Raw genomic sequence first — 16,254 nt, forward strand, 5'->3', positions numbered from 1 at the left:
CTCACTGACGTTGGTCGTCCACCGCAACCCCTTTGGGCGGTGTAAAGGTGAATTTTGCCGCGTCTACCGCTCCGTTTTGCTGATCTTTGAGGACGTAACTACTACGTTGACCGTCCTGTTCGGTGGCGGTAAAACCTTTGATGGTGCCGGAACTGGTCACGCTGATGGAGAATTGACGCAGGTTGCCGCTGGCGGACTTCGGCATCAGCTCAAAGTCATCGCCTTTCTGCGTGACATGGTAATTTTTCCAGTCGCTCGGGCTATTACGCGTAATCAGGATGAACGGCGTGTTCCCCGTCGCATCTTTTACCCAGGTCGCCGTGACCTGCTCAACGAACGGGTTATAGAACCACAGCGTTTTGCCGTCGGAAATCAGTACGCTTTCGTCAGGCGACGTCGTTTTCCAGTTAAACAGATTCGGGCGCTGAACCCACAGCTCTCCCTCGCCATCCTGTACCGATGAACCATCATTGCCCGTCACCTTTTGGGAAAAGCTGGCGTGGAAGCTGTTAACTTTGCTCAGGCGACTTTGCAGATCGCTGGAGGCATCGGCGTATACAGCGCTGGATACCATGCTCGACAGCAAACAACCGGTCATTAACCATTTTTTTATCATAAAAAGATCCTTTTACTATCCTGATGGCATCGTAGGCGACTGTCACAGACAACCACCCAGTGTATGACCTCACTGTAGTTCAGGGAGGTACACCGAAACAGCCGATGTTGTCTGTATTGTCAGGCTTTTACGCATCTTTGCACAGACGACAGCCGCTTCGGTCCAAGAATTACTCCATAGGAGGGGGGGCCAGAACTTCGCGATTACCATTATGACCCGGGGAACTGACAATGCCCTGTGCCTCCATCTGCTCGACAAGGCGCGCCGCACGGTTGTAGCCAATGCGGAACTGACGTTGTACGCCCGAGATCGACGCGCGACGTTTTTCCACCACAAAAGCGACCGCCTGATCGAACAACGGGTCAAGCTCTTCATCCCCATCCAGCCCCAGGCTACCGCCTTCGCCTTCTTCACCGCCCTTGACGATACTGTCGATGTATTCAGGACGACCGCGCGCTTTCCAGTCTTGAACGACGGCATGCACTTCCTGATCCCGGACAAATGCGCCATGCACACGCACGGGGATAGAAGAGTTGGGGGCCATGTACAACATGTCACCCATACCCAGCAGCGATTCCGCGCCGCCCTGATCAAGGATCGTTCTGGAGTCAATTTTACTGGATACCGTAAAGGCAATACGCGTGGGAATGTTGGCCTTAATCAACCCGGTAATCACATCCACCGACGGGCGCTGCGTTGCCAGAACCAGATGAATCCCTGCCGCACGCGCCTTCTGAGCCAGACGAGCGATCAGCTCTTCGACCTTTTTACCTACCGCCATCATCAGATCGGCGAATTCATCCACCATCACGACGATGTAAGGCAATTTTTCCAGCATCGGCGGCTGCGTTTCCATACTGTCGCCCGGTTTCCAGAACGGATCGGGAATCGGACGCCCCATAGATTCAGCCTGTTCGACGCGTTCGTTATAGCCACTCAGGTTACGCACGCCCAGCGCCGACATCAGCTTATAGCGCCGCTCCATTTCGCCAACGCACCAACGCAGCGCGTTAGCCGCATCCTTCATGTCCGTCACGACTTCTGTCAGCAGGTGCGGAATACCTTCGTAGACCGACAGCTCCAGCATTTTCGGGTCAATCATGATGAAGCGGACGTCTTGCGGAGAAGCCTTATACAACATACTGATAATCATGGCGTTAACGCCGACGGATTTACCAGAGCCGGTCGTCCCCGCCACCAGCAAATGCGGCATTTTAGCCAGATCGGCCACCACCGGCTGACCCGCGATATCCTTGCCTAATACGACCGATAACGGCGAAGGATTGTCGCGGAAACGGTCGCAATCCAGCACTTCACGCAGGAATACGGTCTGACGATGTTTGTTCGGCAACTCCAGACCGACATACGGCTTGCCGGGGATAACCTCCACAATACGCACGGCCACGACGGACAGTGAACGAGCCAGGTCCTTCGCCAGGTTGGAAATTCGGGCTGCTTTTACGCCGGGCGCCAGATCCAGATCGAATCGCGTGATGACTGGACCAGGGTGATACCCCACCACCGTCGCCTTGACGCGGTAATCCGCCAAACGCGCCTCAATCAACCTTGCCGTCTGCTCCAGCGCAAAATCATCCACCGGATCATCGTTACCGGAAGGCGGAGTCAGTAGGTCGAAAGAAGGGAACGGCGTCGTCGGTTTCTGTAGCGGTTGATCGTTACGCATCAGGAACGGGTGGATCAGGCTATCCATGATGGACGGCGAGGCGTCATCTTCTTTGTCTTCTGCCGCTTCCGCAGCAGGCGCAGCAGGCGCAGCAGGCGCAGCAGGCGCAGCAGGCGCAGCAGGTTGAACATAAGGCGTCATCGGCGTTTGCGAAGCAACCTGTTCAACGGCTGCCGCGGCCTCTTCCTGCGGAGACAAAGTAAACAGGGGTTCACTTGGCGTATCGTCAACCAAATCAGCCAGCGGCGAGATGGCGAAGACGCTGTCTAACGGCGGCACCTGAGTAGGGCGAGATGGCTCGGCAGAGGGTTGTTGCGGTTGAGCGTAAGACGAAGCAACTGGCGCAGTGGAGGTTTCTTCCTCGCCACCATTCAAGGTGTCGTGACCGTAACGTTCCTGTTGCTGCTCTGCAAAGTCCTGCGCGAGCTGATGCATCAGCGCATCGTCTTCCTGGTCTGCCTCATTCTGTTCGACCGGCTCTTCAACGCCATTCGACTGCGTTTGACGCTGAGCTTCGCGCTCCTGCTGCTCCGCAAGCCGCTGCGAAGGCAACTTAATACCATACGAAGCCAGCTCACGCCGGGTTGGGATACGCACAGGATTCGGGCGCGGCAACTCAGGACCGACGCCCTGCTTGATCTGCGGATTTGTATCCTCGGCTGAAAATGCCGGCGTGAACGGTAGCGTAGAGGCAGCCTGATGTGTTGATACGGTCGCCGCTGCCGTTGCTGCGACCGGCGTCACTGGCGTCGACGGTACAGGGGGAACGCGCTCTGCGGGCGGAGTATGATGCACCGGGCTTTCGCTCATGGGCTCGGCGACTTTAGATTCTGGGACTTCGAAAGAATATAGCGGAGGCACAGCGTGTTCTTTGGTTTCGTTAACGTGCTTATCCATGTCCATAGGAACGGTGACGACCTGCTGGCTGTCAATCGGCGTGGCAGGCGCCGTCACGTTTTCCGCCGCTGTTGCGCTTGCAGACACGCTCTGCGCGACGTCGTCTATTACCGGATCGGCAGGTGGCGGCGAAGTCGGTTGTCCCTCATCGTCCGTTGACTGCGCGGCAGGAGCCGTAGGTGAAGCAAGCAACACATCATCCTCCTCCTCGTGGCCACGAAGTTCAACGGACGGCGTAGCGTCGGTTTCATGGTCCGTTTGGCGCGCGACGTCCTCGTCATCGATATAATCATCACGACGTCCGCGATTGGAGAAGAACGTCAGGCAGCCCATCACCGCGGCCCCGATTTTTTCTGCAATCGTCAGCCACGACCAGCCGGTGAATAGCGTCAGACCCGCAGCCCATACGCACAATAGGATCAAGGTGGAGCCGATGCTGTTAAAGCGCGGGATCATGGCACTGCTTAGCAGGCTGCCCAGCACGCCGCCGGAGGCAAAATAGTAGAGATCATCCACGTTGACGGCGGCCAGACCGCACGACGTCAAAATAAGCGCCAGAGCGCCAATCAAACGTAAGGAGAAGGTGAAATAATCAAGCGCATGCTGACGATTGCGCTGACGATAAATCAGCCAACACAGCGAGATCATGACGGGGGGAATGGCATAAGCCAGTACGCCAAAAACGAAAAACAGCGTATCGGCCATCCAGGCGCCAACGCCTCCGCCCAGGTTGTGAATGGGTTCATGCCAAGCGGTCTGAGACCAACTGGGGTCGGACGGGCTGAAGCTCAGCAACGCAGCGGTCAGGTAACAGGCAAACAGCCCCGCAACAACCAGCAACGCCTCTATCAAACGTCGCCCCGCGCTGAGTTTTTCCAGCGTAATTTCTTTATCTTCAGTGTATTCCTGGCTCAAGCGTCTCTCCAGGTTCCGGTAAAGGAGTCATGACAAAACGCCGAGAAAGTCCCGGCGCTGTAGCTGTATAAATTCACAGGAGTGTAGCTGAATTCACCGGGCTTTGCACCCATACCGTCAGCGGGTCTTGATGACCAGCCGGTTGCTCTGCTTAACTTCTTCCATCACCACATAAGTGCGGGTGTCGTTAACGCCAGGCAGACGCAACAGCGTTTCCCCAAGCAGTTTACGGTAGGCAGACATGTCCGGCACACGGGTTTTCAGCAGATAGTCAAAATCCCCGGAAACCAGATGACACTCCTGAATTTCTTCCAGTTTCTGTACCGCAGTATTGAACTGCTCAAAAACATCCGGCGCGCCGCGGTTTAGTGTGATTTCCACGAACACCAGAAGCGATGCATCCAGATAATGCGGATTCAGTAACGCCGTATAGCCATTGATAAAACCCTGTCGCTCCAGACGTCGAACGCGTTCCAGACACGGCGTGGGAGATAGACCAACACGTTTGGAAAGCTCCACGTTGGAGATACGACCATCTTTTTGCAATTCGTTCAGGATATTGCGATCGATACGATCAAGATCTTTTCCCGGACGTTTTTTTGTGTCTACCATTATTATTGTCTCTCTTCACTCTTCCCTGCTCATCGCTCCCTCCGGCCCACATCAATGTGCCAGAGTTGCCCCTAAAGAAGACCCCTGTCTATTTTGTACATTAAAAGTCACGTCTGTTTATTCCGCGTATCGCGTACGATAAACAGGTGCATGAGCTATGCTGTCGCCTGTCAATTAAACAATGCAAAAACGGATAAAAAGCCGAGCATTCAACTATTCACATACAAAAAATTTCCTCTTCATAGGATGTTTTCGCAAAAGCGCAGCCGATTGTCAAAGCAAAACAATTAAAATCAGAAGAAACTGCCAGATTCAAATGCCCGATACAGTACCAGGCAGCGTTTTGGCGCTTCAATAGCGACCGTATGTTACCGTGTTACATCCCAGCACCAGAGCCGTTTCACTTTTTTCAATGGCTGTTAACGATGGGATAAATAGTTAACAACATTCCCCCACGCTTTTTTTAGGCCGTTAATTTCCTTACAATCGCCCCATCGTCCCTTCACTGGAGTTAAGGAACTCATGGGTACAGCTAAACACCGCAAACTGTTAATTCTAGGCTCCGGCCCCGCCGGATACACCGCCGCGGTCTATGCTGCGCGCGCCAACTTGAATCCGCTGCTGATTACCGGGATGGAAAAAGGCGGTCAGTTGACCACCACCACGGAAGTTGAAAACTGGCCGGGTGATGCCGATGATCTGACCGGTCCTGCGCTGATGGAGCGCATGCACGCCCATGCAGCCAAGTTCAATACGGAAATCGTCTTCGACCACATCAACCGCGTTGATCTGCAGACCCGTCCTTTCCGTCTGTTCGGCGACAGCGATGAATACACCTGTGACGCCCTGATCATCGCCACAGGCGCCTCGGCGCGTTATCTGGGCCTGCCGTCCGAAGAGGCGTTCAAAGGCAAAGGCGTTTCCGCCTGTGCGACCTGCGACGGCTTCTTTTACCGCAACCAGAAAGTCGCCGTCGTCGGCGGCGGCAACACCGCCGTCGAAGAAGCGCTGTATCTGTCCAACATCGCCTCTGAAGTGCACCTGATTCACCGCCGCGATACTTTCCGCTCCGAAAAAATCCTGATCGACCGCCTGAACGAGAAAGTCGCAAACGGCAACATCGTGCTGCACACTGACCGGACGCTCGATGAAGTGTTAGGCGATGAAATGGGCGTCACCGGCGTTCGTCTGCGTGATACCCATAGCGAAACAACGGAAACACTGGACGTCGCCGGGGCCTTTATCGCTATCGGCCACAGTCCGAACACCGCCATTTTCGACAACCAGCTTGCACTGGAAAACGGCTATATCAAGGTGCAATCCGGTATTCACGGCAACGCGACTCAAACCAGTGTTCCTGGCGTATTCGCTGCGGGCGATGTCATGGATCACATCTACCGTCAGGCCATTACCTCCGCCGGGACGGGATGTATGGCCGCACTGGATGCCGAGCGTTATCTGGATGGTCTGGGCAACAGCTGATGATCTGTCTCCTGGGGGAGTTTTCGCTCCCTCAGGCTTTTGTTTCACGATTTGTAAAAATTGATCGCCCGCCCTTCTTTTCCTTCTCTTTTCGTTTGCATGACCTCTTCGTCAAGGTAACATGACGCCAATCTGACCGAACGCCCGAGCAAATGTTAACCCGCGGTTATACAAGCGTTATTTCGCATTACTCCTATAAGAAGACAATCGGCACCTGATGAAAAATACCCGACAACAAGAACTCACCCGCTGGCTGAAACAGCAGAGCCGGTTGGCGCAACGCTGGCTACGCCTTTCGCTTCTGTTAGGGCTAGTGAGCGGCCTGCTGATCATCGCTCAAGCCTGGCTGCTGGCTGCGCTCTTGCAGGCGCTCATCATCGATCACACCCCGCGCGGACAGTTAATCGCGCCGTTCTCATTATTGGCGGCCACATTTTGCCTACGGGCCATCGTGAGCTGGATACGAGAGCGCGTCGGCTTTCGCTGCGGCGAAGTCATTCGCAAACAGATCCGCAGCAGGGTGCTGGACCGTTTGCAGCAGTTGGGACCGGCCTGGATTCAGGGGAAACCGGCGGGCAGTTGGGCGTCGTTGATTCTGGAACAGGTCGACGATATGCAGGATTATTATGCCCGCTATCTACCGCAGATGTACTTGGCGGCGCTGATGCCGCTTCTGATCCTCATTTTCGTCTTTCCAATCAACTGGGCCGCCGGGTTAATCCTGTTTTTGACAGCCCCTTTGATCCCCATATTTATGGCGATGGTCGGTATGGGCGCAGCAGAAGCGAACCGCCGCAATTTCCTGGCATTAGAACGTCTCAGCGGCCATTTTTTGGACCGTCTGCGCGGTCTCGAAACCCTGCGGTTGTTCTTCCGCGGTCAGGCCGAAACCGATCACATCCGCCAAGCTTCTGAAGATTTTCGCCGTCGTACGATGGAAGTCCTGCGAATGGCCTTCCTCTCCTCCGGCGTACTCGAGTTCTTCGCTTCCATTTCCATCGCCATCGTCGCCGTTTATTTCGGGTTCTCTTATCTAGGCGAACTGAATTTTGGTCACTACGGGACTGGCGTCACATTGTTTGCCGGTTTTCTGGTCCTGATCCTGGCGCCGGAGTTCTTTCAACCGCTGCGGGATTTGGGCACGTTCTATCACGCTAAAGCTCAGGCCGTGGGCGCGGCCGAAACGCTGTTCACCTTCCTGTCTGAAGAGGGGGAGAAAGTCGGTCACGGACAGACAAGTTTCGATAGCGACGAACCGCTAAAATTAGTGGCCCAGGCGCTGACGATCCTCTCCCCGACCGGTACCGTCCTTGCCGGCCCACTGTCATTCACCCTCGAGGCAGGACAACGGGTCGCCTTGGTCGGCGCCAGCGGCGCAGGCAAAACGTCGCTGCTGAATGTCCTATTAGGATTCCTGCCTTATCAAGGCTCTCTGACCATCAATAACATCGAGCTAAACACCCTTACCCCCGAGGCATGGCGTAAACAGCTGAGCTGGGTCGGCCAGAACCCGCATCTGCCGGAACAGACGCTGCGACAGAATATCCTGCTGGGCCATCCCGAGGCAGACGAGCAGATGCTTCAGGAAGCGGTTGAGAACGCCTATGTTCACGAATTTCTGCCTTCGCTGCCGTTGGGACTGGAAACGGTCTTGGGCGACGGCGCGGCGCGTCTGTCAGTCGGACAGGCGCAGCGTGTAGCGGTGGCGAGAGCCCTGCTTCGCCCAAGCCATTTGCTGCTGCTGGACGAGCCTACGGCGAGTCTGGACGCGCACAGCGAACAACGCGTGATGAAAGCGCTGGGCATAGCCTCAGCAAGACAGACAACGCTGCTGATTACTCACCAGCTCGACGAAGCCCGTAGCTATGATGAGGTATGGGTGATGGCGGCGGGTCGTCTGGTACAGCAAGGGCGTTTTAGTGAGCTCAGCGTCACGCCCGGCCCCTTTGCAGAATTGATGACACAGCGCCGAGGAGAGCTTTAAGATGAAGAAAACATCGGTCTTCCGAATATTGATGCCCTTTCTGGGGCTTTATCGCCGCTATTTTTGGCGTCTGAGTCTGGGCGTAGTGCTGGCCATTTTCACCCTGCTCGCCAGCATCGGACTGTTGACGCTATCCGGTTGGTTCCTGGCGGGCTCAGCGCTGGCCGGGCTCGCCGGGCTTTATACTTTCAACTACATGCTACCCGCCGCTGGCGTCCGCGGGGCAGCGATTACACGTACGGTGAGCCGCTACTTTGAACGACTGGTCAGTCACGACGCCACCTTCCGCGTACTGCTGCATTTGCGCGTGTTTACCTTCAGCCGCATTCTACCGCTCTCTCCCGGCGGACTCATCCGTTTCAGACAGGCAGACTTGCTGAACCGCCTGGTGGCGGACGTCGATACGCTGGACCACTTGTATCTGCGCGTTATCTCCCCGCTGGTCAGCGCACTGCTGGTCATCGTGGTCGTGACCTTCGGTCTTAGCTGGTTAGACAGCACGCTGGCAATGACGCTGGCGACCATTATGCTGCTGCTTCTGGTCATCCTGCCGCCGGTATTTTACCGCGCGGGCCAGCCTATCGGCGAGGCGCTGACGCAGTTGCGCGCGCAATACCGTCTGCAGTTGACCACCTGGCTACAGGGGCAAGCTGAACTGACCATCTTCGGCTCGTTAACCTCTTCCCGTCATCGACTGGATCAACTGGAGAACCGCTGGTTATCGCGGCAACGTCAGCAGGCGACGCTTGGCGCCCTGTCGCAATCTCTTATCATCCTGAGCAGCGGGCTTACCGTCACATTGATGCTATGGATGGCAGCGAACGGCGTCGGCGGAGACACGCAGCCGGGCGCGCTGATTGCCTTATTTGTTTTCGCGTCACTGGCGGCTTTCGAAGCCTTAGGTCCGGTCGCCAACGCCTTCCAACATATCGGCCAGGTCGCCGCCTCTGCTGTGCGAGTCGACCAGTTGATGAAGCTTAAGCCTGCGGTCGTCTTCGCCATCGGAGGACCCGCCCCATCCTCTCAGGCCGCGTTGACGCTAGAAAACGTGAGTTTCACCTATACGGATCAGCCCCTGCCGGTGTTGCAGCATATTTCGCTAAGCCTCCAACCGGGCGAGCACATCGCTCTGTTGGGCAAAACCGGCTGTGGTAAATCAACCTTGTTGCAATTGATCACCCGCGCCTGGGACAGTACCGAGGGCGAAATCACGCTTAACGGTTCGCCGCTGTCTGCCTGGTCTGAAGAGCATCTGCGCAGCATGATGAGCGTCGTGCCTCAGCGGGTACATCTCTTCAGCGACACACTGCGTGAGAACCTGCGGTTAGCAGCTCCGCAGGCCAGTGATGAGGAACTGGCTCACGCCTTGCAACAGGTGGGGTTGTCTAACCTGCTGGCGCAAGAGGGGCTGAATGCCTGGCTGGGTGAAGGTGGCCGTCAACTGTCCGGCGGCGAACAGCGCCGCATAGGTCTGGCGCGTGCGTTACTCCATCCGGCACCGCTGATTCTGCTCGACGAGCCCACCGAAGGGCTGGACGCTGAAACGGAACAGCGCATGCTTCAGCTTCTGCGCGAACACTGCAAAGAGAAAACCCTGCTGGTGATTACTCACCGTCTGCGCGGCCTCGAAAACATGGACCGTCTGTACATCATGGACGGCGGTGAGCTTATCGAACAGGGTGATCACCAGACGCTCATGGCTCAACAAGGCCGTTACTGGCAGTTTCACCAACATCTTTAACTGAGGCCTGACATGCAGCTGTTTGAGCTTTCGCCCTTCTCCGTACAGTTCCCCGATCCGGAACTGGCTTTGAACGATCCTAACGGCCTGCTGGCGTTCGGGGGCGATCTGGCTCCAGCCCGTCTAATAGCGGCTTATCAGCAGGGTATCTTCCCTTGGTACTCGGAGGGAGACCCCGTGCTGTGGTGGTCGCCCGACCCTCGGGCCGTCTTGTTTCCCGACGCGTTTCACCTTAGCCGGAGCATGAAAAAGTTTATCCGCAAGACCGAGTATCGCGTGACGCTCAATCAGGCCTTTGCCGAGGTCATCTCCGCCTGCGCCAACGAACGTGAAGAAGGCACCTGGATAGACGATGACATTATTGACGCTTATTGCCAGCTGCATCAGGCAGGACAGGCGCATTCGGTGGAAGTGTGGCATAATGACAGGCTGATCGGCGGTCTGTACGGCATTTCGCAAGGTGCGTTGTTCTGCGGCGAGTCCATGTTTAGCCGGGCGGACAATGCCTCGAAATGCGGTTTACTGGCGTTTTTGCGGCACTTTGTCCGACATGGCGGCCAATTGATAGACTGCCAAATATTGAATGAGCACACGGCATCGCTGGGAGCGACTGAAATACCGCGCCGGGAGTTTCTGCAACACCTTTCCCGACTGCGTCCCATGACGCTGGATGAACTGTGCTGGCAGAGACAAACCCTGCCGCTCGCCTAATCAAACGACCCGCCTATGACGAATTAATCAAGCGCTGAGTAGCAACGCTTCTTTACATAATGTGGGTTTTTCGGCATTATCTTGCCGGTTAAAAACTAAGGTAGTAAAACCTAGAGGATTCGATGGCCAAAGAAGACAATATTGAAATGCAAGGCACCGTACTTGATACGCTGCCCAACACCATGTTCCGCGTTGAATTGGAAAACGGGCACGTGGTTACCGCTCATATCTCCGGTAAAATGCGTAAAAACTATATCCGCATCCTGACGGGTGACAAAGTCACAGTGGAGCTGACCCCGTACGACCTGAGCAAAGGCCGCATTGTCTTCCGTAGCCGCTAACAGGCCCGCCATCGCTTAACGCGATCCCACGAGGATGTTCGCCCTCCTGCCCTTTCCGCTTGCGGTCAGGGCTTTTGTTTTTTGTGCCCGCCTTCACAATTTTCTCATCGCACCCAGTGACGCTTACTGCAGCTTGCGCATCGGTTGCCCCCTCATATCCCTATCTCCCCTAAGATAATCGCACTGAGCAATATTTACAAAATTGTTGCTTTTTTATTGCTCAAGTTGCTCATAATAGAGGAGTAGACAAAACGATGTTAACCGTCCAGGCGATGAGGGCATATCCGTTTTTGATTATTTTACAGATAACCACAATTCTGGCTTTCCCCGTTCTGGTGATGAAGCACGCTCACGCAGACACTCCACAGCCGCAGCGTATCGTCACAGCTCCGCCGGATATCACAATGGGACCGCTATTCGAAGCGGTGCAGAAAGCAAAAATGTTCCCGGATCAAAAAACGTTCGTTGACGCGATTCCCCGGTACTCGCCATCGGCCATCATGGCGGATTACTACATGCAGCGTCGATTGAATAGCTTTGATCTGCAGCATTTTGTGCGGCACAACTTCATTATTCCTGCGGATGGGAAAGGCTATATTCCTCCCGGCGGCCAGACGCTGCGGGAGCATATCGTCGACCTGTGGCCGCATCTCACCCGCAGTACACCCGACATCACCCGTTGGGACTCGCTCCTACCGCTGCCCAACGCGTATGTCGTGCCGGGTGGACGTTTCCGCGAAGTCTATTACTGGGACAGCTATTTCACTATGTTGGGCCTCGCGGAGAGCGACCAGTGGGATCTTATCCGCAACATGGTGCAAAACTTTGCCTACCAGATTGACCGTTACGGACACATTCCCAACGGGAATCGCACCTATTACCTGAGCCGTTCGCAGCCGCCTTTTTTCACCAAAATGGTTGAGCTGCTGGCGAAGCACGACGGCGACAATCTTCTGGTCACCTATTTGCCGCAGATGAAGCAGGAATATCAGTACTGGATGGACGGAGAAAACAGCCTCCAGCCTGGGCAGGCGGATAAACGCGTGGTTCGCCTCGGCGACGATGTGCTGAACCGCTACTGGGACGACCGCAACGTACCGCGGACTGAGTCTTGGCTCGACGACGTCACCACCGCCAGTCAGGTGCCGGAAAGCGAACGCCCGCAGCTTTACCGAGACCTGCGAGCGGGGGCGGCATCCGGTTGGGATTTCAGTTCCCGTTGGCTGAAAGACCCGATGAAGCTTTCCACGATTCACACCACGGACATCCTGCCGGTGGATCTGAACGCATTGATTTACCACAACGAAATGGCGCTGGCAAAAGCCAGCCGTTTAGCCGACAAGATGACTGATGCCGATCATTACGCGCGGCGCGCTGACAAACGTAAACAGGCGCTGAATCGCTACTTCTGGAATGCTGAAAAACGCTACTACGCGGATTACGATTGGCCTCAGGGTAAAGTGAGCCAACAGTTGACGGCGGCGACGCTGTTTCCGCTGTACGTCCAAGCCGCCCCACAGGATTACGCTCAGGAGACCGCTCAGGCGGTCCGTGACGAGCTGGTACAGGAAGGGGGCATGGGGACGACAACGGAGCACTCTCACCAGCAGTGGGATGCGCCGAACGCCTGGGCGCCACTTCAGTGGGTTGCAGTGGAAGGGCTGCGTTATTATCAGCAAGAAGCGCTCGCAGAAGAAATTGCGGTTCGTTTTCTCAACAGCGTTCAGCACACCTATGAGCGCGAGCATAAGCTGGTAGAGAAATACGCGGTTGAAACCGGTGAACTCGGCGGTGGTGGTGGCGGTGAATACGAACTGCAGGACGGGTTTGGCTGGACCAATGGCGTCACCCTCAAGCTGTTAAGCCTCTATCCCCCCCAACAGCGAGACAAGTAAACATCCGGCTTGTTAACTTTCGAACAAATCCGTCACTGATTTTGTAAAAACAAGGGCATCCATTAGGATGCCCTTGAGGTCATAGGTGACGATGATGCGTCGTTAAACGCTAGACCGCGCCCTCGGTTTTGCGTTTCTGAGCGCTATGAAAGCTATAGCTCAGCTGCTGCGTCGAAGCATCCAATTCCACCGTAACAGATCCCCCTTCCACCAGAGAGCCAAACAGTAGCTCGTTGGCCAGCGGTTTCTTGAGGTTTTCCTGGATAATCCGCGCCATCGGACGCGCGCCCATCGCCTTGTCGTAGCCCTTCTCTGCCAACCAGTCGCGGGCATCTTCGCTGACTTCCAGCGACACACCTTTGGCATCCAGCTGCGCCTGCAATTCGACGATGAACTTGTCCACCACCTGCTGAATCACTTCGGTTGAGAGATGGTTGAACCAGATGATGCCATCCAGACGGTTACGGAATTCCGGCGTAAACACCTTCTTGATCTCTTCCATCGCGTCGCTGCTGTTATCCTGCTGAATCAGCCCGATGGATTTACGCTGAGTTTCACGGATCCCGGCGTTGGTGGTCATGACCAAAATGACATTGCGGAAGTCAGCCTTCCGACCGTTATTGTCGGTCAAGGTGCCGTTATCCATCACCTGCAACAGCAGGTTGAACACATCCGGATGCGCTTTCTCGATCTCATCGAGCAGCAGAACCGCATGCGGATGTTTGATCACCGCATCCGTCAACAGGCCGCCCTGATCATACCCGACATAGCCCGGAGGCGCGCCGATCAGACGGCTCACCGTATGGCGCTCCATATACTCGGACATATCGAAGCGCAGCAACTCGATGTCCATGGCTTTGGCCAATTGCACCGTCACTTCTGTTTTACCTACCCCCGTCGGGCCAGCAAACAGGAAAGAACCCACCGGTTTGCGTTCATGGCCCAGGCCAGCGCGGCTCATCTTGATTGCCTCGGTCAACGCTTCGATGGCTTTATCCTGACCGAACACCAGCATCTTCAGACGGTCGCCCAGATTTTTCAGCACATCGCGATCGCTGGCGGAAACGCTCTTCTCGGGAATACGCGCAATACGCGCCACGACCGATTCAATATCCGCCACGTTGACCGTTTTTTTGCGTTTACTGACCGGCATCAGTCGGCTACGGGCGCCTGCTTCATCGATCACGTCGATCGCTTTGTCCGGCAGATGACGGTCATTGATATATTTCACCGCCAGTTCGACGGCCGCGCGCACAGCTTTCGCGGTATATCGCACGTCGTGGTGCGCTTCGTATTTCGGTTTCAGACCGTTGATGATCTGAACGGTCTCTTCAACGCTCGGCTCCGTGATATCGATTTTCTGGAAGCGACGCGCCAGCGCCCGATCCTTTTCGAAAATATTGCTGAACTCCTGATAGGTCGTGGAGCCGATTACGCGGATTTTACCGCTCGACAGCAGCGGTTTGATCAGGTTAGCCGCATCGACCTGCCCCCCGAGGCGGCGCCAGCGCCGATGATGGTATGGATTTCATCGATAAACAAAATGCTGGTCTGGTCTTGCTCCAGCTGTTTCAAGAGCGCCTTGAAGCGTTTCTCGAAATCACCACGATACTTGGTGCCCGCCAGCAGAGAACCGATATCCAGAGAATAAATGGTGCAGTCGGCGATCACTTCTGGGACATCGCCCTGCACGATACGCCAGGCCAGACCTTCAGCGATGGCTGTTTTACCGACACCAGATTCACCAACCAGCAGTGGGTTGTTTTTACGACGGCGGCACAGCACCTGAACCGTGCGTTCCAGTTCGCGCTCGCGACCAATGAGCGGGTCAATGCCGCCGACGCGGGCCAGTTGATTAAGGTTGGTGGTGAAATTCTCCATACGCTCCTCCCCTCCAGCCTGCTCTTCGTTAACCGGATTTTCCTGGCTAACCGACGGCCCGGATTCTTCTTTACGCGTACCATGGGAAATAAAATTCACCACATCAAGGCGGCTGACATCGTGCTTACGCAGCAGATAGGCGGCCTGTGACTCCTGTTCGCTGAATATCGCGACCAGGACATTGGCCCCGGAGACTTCGCTGTGTCCTGAGGACTGTACGTGGAACACCGCACGCTGCAGCACGCGTTGAAAGCTCAGCGTCGGCTGCGTGTCGCGTTCCGCTTCACTCTCAGGCAGCGTTGGCGTTGTCTGTTCGATGAAGGTTTCCAGTTCCTGACGTAAAGCATCCAGATCGACTGTGCATGCGTCCAGTGCTTCACGTGCGGAGGTATTGCTGAGCAAAGCCAGCAGCAAATGCTCCACGGTCATAAACTCGTGTCGGTGCTCACGCGCTCTGGCGAAAGCCATGTTGAGACTGAGTTCCAGTTCTTGATTGAGCATAGGCACCTCCCCCAATATATTGCCTTAAATCAGGCTTTTTCCAGCGTACATAGCAACGGATGCTCGTTATCTTTGGCATAACGATTAACCTGATCGGCTTTGGTTTCCGCCACCTCGGCGCTGTATACGCCGCAGATGGCCTTTCCCTGATAATGAACCGTAAGCATCAGTTGCGTTGCACGTTCGATATCATAAGAAAAGAACTTTTGCAGTACGTCAATAACAAATTCCATCGGCGTGTAGTCGTCGTTATTGAGCACAACGTTATACATGGACGGCGGCTGCAATGCCTCAGCATGGCGAGCCTTGGTCTGGTCCTCAGTGTGCGACCACGTACTATGATTTCCCATCATTTTTCCACATCTTAACTGTCATCTTGCCCTGGTCTACTGTACTTAACAGTAGCACGTCTATTTTTTATTTTACCATTGCCGGACCAAAATCACCCGGCAACAAAAGGACATCAACCCATTTCTGCGATAGGCGTAATCTTCTCCGTCATTCCGTTACCCATATCAAAATTTGACGAAGCCAACACGCACCCCCCATTCATCGCGCTTGACGACCCACGCTTTTTTAATAGAGTCTGGAGACGATTGATGATGTTTTAATCAATTTGATTTTACCTTAACCAATAACCCCACCGTAAAAATACGCTTACGAAGGATGGAGATGTATGGAGACGGGTACTGTTAAATGGTTCAATAACGCCAAAGGCTTTGGTTTTATTTGCCCTGAGGGCGGAGGGGAAGACATTTTCGCACACTACTCAACCATTCAAATGGACGGCTATCGCACGCTAAAAGCCGGCCAGGTGGTTAATTACAGTGTGCACCAGGGACCGAAAGGCAATCATGCCAGCCTGATCGTGCCGTTAATCAACGAGCCGGTAGTCTGACAATTGACCGAGTATGACACGTTGTCGACGCTGCATCTGTCTATAAGGCTGGCCACCGAGGTGGCCAGCCTTTTTATCTTATCTATCGCGAAAGTT

11 protein-coding genes and 1 pseudogene are annotated in these 16,254 nt (G+C 55.1%); 7 read left to right on the forward strand and 5 right to left on the reverse strand.

Annotated elements, in window-relative coordinates:
* Position 1: 1 nt before the first annotated feature.
* From lolA to lrp, 3 genes are all read right to left on the reverse strand, one after another.
* Entirely contained in the window at positions 2–616 is a 615-nt protein-coding gene (lolA, locus tag CKQ53_RS15395; RefSeq protein WP_409359739.1) for an outer membrane lipoprotein periplasmic chaperone LolA, read from the reverse strand.
* Between the two features lie 169 nt (positions 617–785).
* The gene (locus tag CKQ53_RS15400) at positions 786–4,112 is read right to left on the reverse strand and encodes a DNA translocase FtsK 4TM domain-containing protein (protein WP_118895156.1); all 3,327 of its coding nucleotides are present in this window, start codon (positions 4,110–4,112) and stop codon (positions 786–788) included.
* 117 nt (positions 4,113–4,229) lie between these two features.
* Entirely contained in the window at positions 4,230–4,724 is a 495-nt protein-coding gene (lrp, locus tag CKQ53_RS15405) for a leucine-responsive transcriptional regulator Lrp (protein WP_011094192.1), read from the reverse strand.
* Between the two features lie 522 nt (positions 4,725–5,246).
* On the opposite strand from lrp, the gene trxB reads away from it, so the two are divergent.
* From trxB to treA, 6 genes are all read left to right on the forward strand, one after another.
* Complete coding sequence (gene trxB, locus CKQ53_RS15410) at positions 5,247–6,206, forward strand: thioredoxin-disulfide reductase (RefSeq protein ID WP_085653011.1); 960 nt, start codon at positions 5,247–5,249, stop codon at positions 6,204–6,206.
* A gap of 217 nt (positions 6,207–6,423) precedes the next feature.
* Positions 6,424–8,190 carry a heme ABC transporter permease/ATP-binding protein CydD gene (gene cydD, locus CKQ53_RS15415; RefSeq protein ID WP_118895158.1) on the forward strand — a complete coding sequence of 589 codons (1,767 nt, stop codon included), beginning with the start codon at positions 6,424–6,426 and terminating at the stop codon, positions 8,188–8,190.
* A gap of 1 nt (position 8,191) precedes the next feature.
* A complete protein-coding gene (cydC, locus tag CKQ53_RS15420; protein ID WP_094117497.1) occupies positions 8,192–9,931 on the forward strand; it encodes a heme ABC transporter ATP-binding protein/permease CydC in 1,740 nt (579 codons plus the stop codon).
* A gap of 12 nt (positions 9,932–9,943) precedes the next feature.
* On the forward strand, positions 9,944–10,642 hold the full coding sequence (gene aat / locus CKQ53_RS15425; protein WP_094117496.1) for a leucyl/phenylalanyl-tRNA--protein transferase: 699 nt from the start codon (positions 9,944–9,946) through the stop codon (positions 10,640–10,642).
* Positions 10,643–10,764: 122 nt separating this feature from the next.
* Positions 10,765–10,983, forward strand: coding sequence for a translation initiation factor IF-1 (infA, locus tag CKQ53_RS15430; protein ID WP_002211347.1), 219 nt, complete (start codon positions 10,765–10,767; stop codon positions 10,981–10,983).
* A 254-nt stretch (positions 10,984–11,237) separates the two neighbouring features.
* The gene (treA, locus tag CKQ53_RS15435; protein ID WP_085653015.1) at positions 11,238–12,878 is read left to right on the forward strand and encodes an alpha,alpha-trehalase TreA; all 1,641 of its coding nucleotides are present in this window, start codon (positions 11,238–11,240) and stop codon (positions 12,876–12,878) included.
* Positions 12,879–12,987: 109 nt separating this feature from the next.
* Here the strand turns inward: treA and clpA are convergent.
* Positions 12,988–15,260 (reverse strand): annotated as a pseudogene (gene clpA / locus CKQ53_RS15440) (ATP-dependent Clp protease ATP-binding subunit ClpA).
* A gap of 29 nt (positions 15,261–15,289) precedes the next feature.
* Positions 15,290–15,610: an ATP-dependent Clp protease adapter ClpS gene (gene clpS, locus CKQ53_RS15445; RefSeq protein WP_026740459.1), complete on the reverse strand. Its 321-nt coding sequence runs from the start codon at positions 15,608–15,610 to the stop codon at positions 15,290–15,292.
* Positions 15,611–15,936: 326 nt separating this feature from the next.
* On the opposite strand from clpS, the gene cspD reads away from it, so the two are divergent.
* Positions 15,937–16,158 (forward strand): cold shock-like protein CspD, encoded by a 222-nt coding sequence (gene cspD, locus CKQ53_RS15450; protein WP_085653018.1) that lies wholly within the window; start codon positions 15,937–15,939, stop codon positions 16,156–16,158.
* Positions 16,159–16,254 lie beyond the last annotated feature (96 nt).

This window comes from Lonsdalea britannica (assembly GCF_003515985.1).
Taxonomy (GTDB): Bacteria; Pseudomonadota; Gammaproteobacteria; order Enterobacterales; family Enterobacteriaceae; genus Lonsdalea; species Lonsdalea britannica.

Coding starts and splice junctions, on each gene's coding strand:
- lolA (WP_409359739.1), bottom strand. CDS start 616: ATGATAAAAAAATGGTTAATGACCGGTTGTTTGCTGTCGAGCATGGTA.
- lrp (WP_011094192.1), bottom strand. CDS start 4,724: ATGGTAGACACAAAAAAACGTCCGGGAAAAGATCTTGATCGTATCGAT.
- trxB (WP_085653011.1), top strand. CDS start 5,247: ATGGGTACAGCTAAACACCGCAAACTGTTAATTCTAGGCTCCGGCCCC.
- cydD (WP_118895158.1), top strand. CDS start 6,424: ATGAAAAATACCCGACAACAAGAACTCACCCGCTGGCTGAAACAGCAG.
- cydC (WP_094117497.1), top strand. CDS start 8,192: ATGAAGAAAACATCGGTCTTCCGAATATTGATGCCCTTTCTGGGGCTT.
- aat (WP_094117496.1), top strand. CDS start 9,944: ATGCAGCTGTTTGAGCTTTCGCCCTTCTCCGTACAGTTCCCCGATCCG.
- infA (WP_002211347.1), top strand. CDS start 10,765: ATGGCCAAAGAAGACAATATTGAAATGCAAGGCACCGTACTTGATACG.
- treA (WP_085653015.1), top strand. CDS start 11,238: ATGTTAACCGTCCAGGCGATGAGGGCATATCCGTTTTTGATTATTTTA.
- clpS (WP_026740459.1), bottom strand. CDS start 15,610: ATGGGAAATCATAGTACGTGGTCGCACACTGAGGACCAGACCAAGGCT.
- cspD (WP_085653018.1), top strand. CDS start 15,937: ATGGAGACGGGTACTGTTAAATGGTTCAATAACGCCAAAGGCTTTGGT.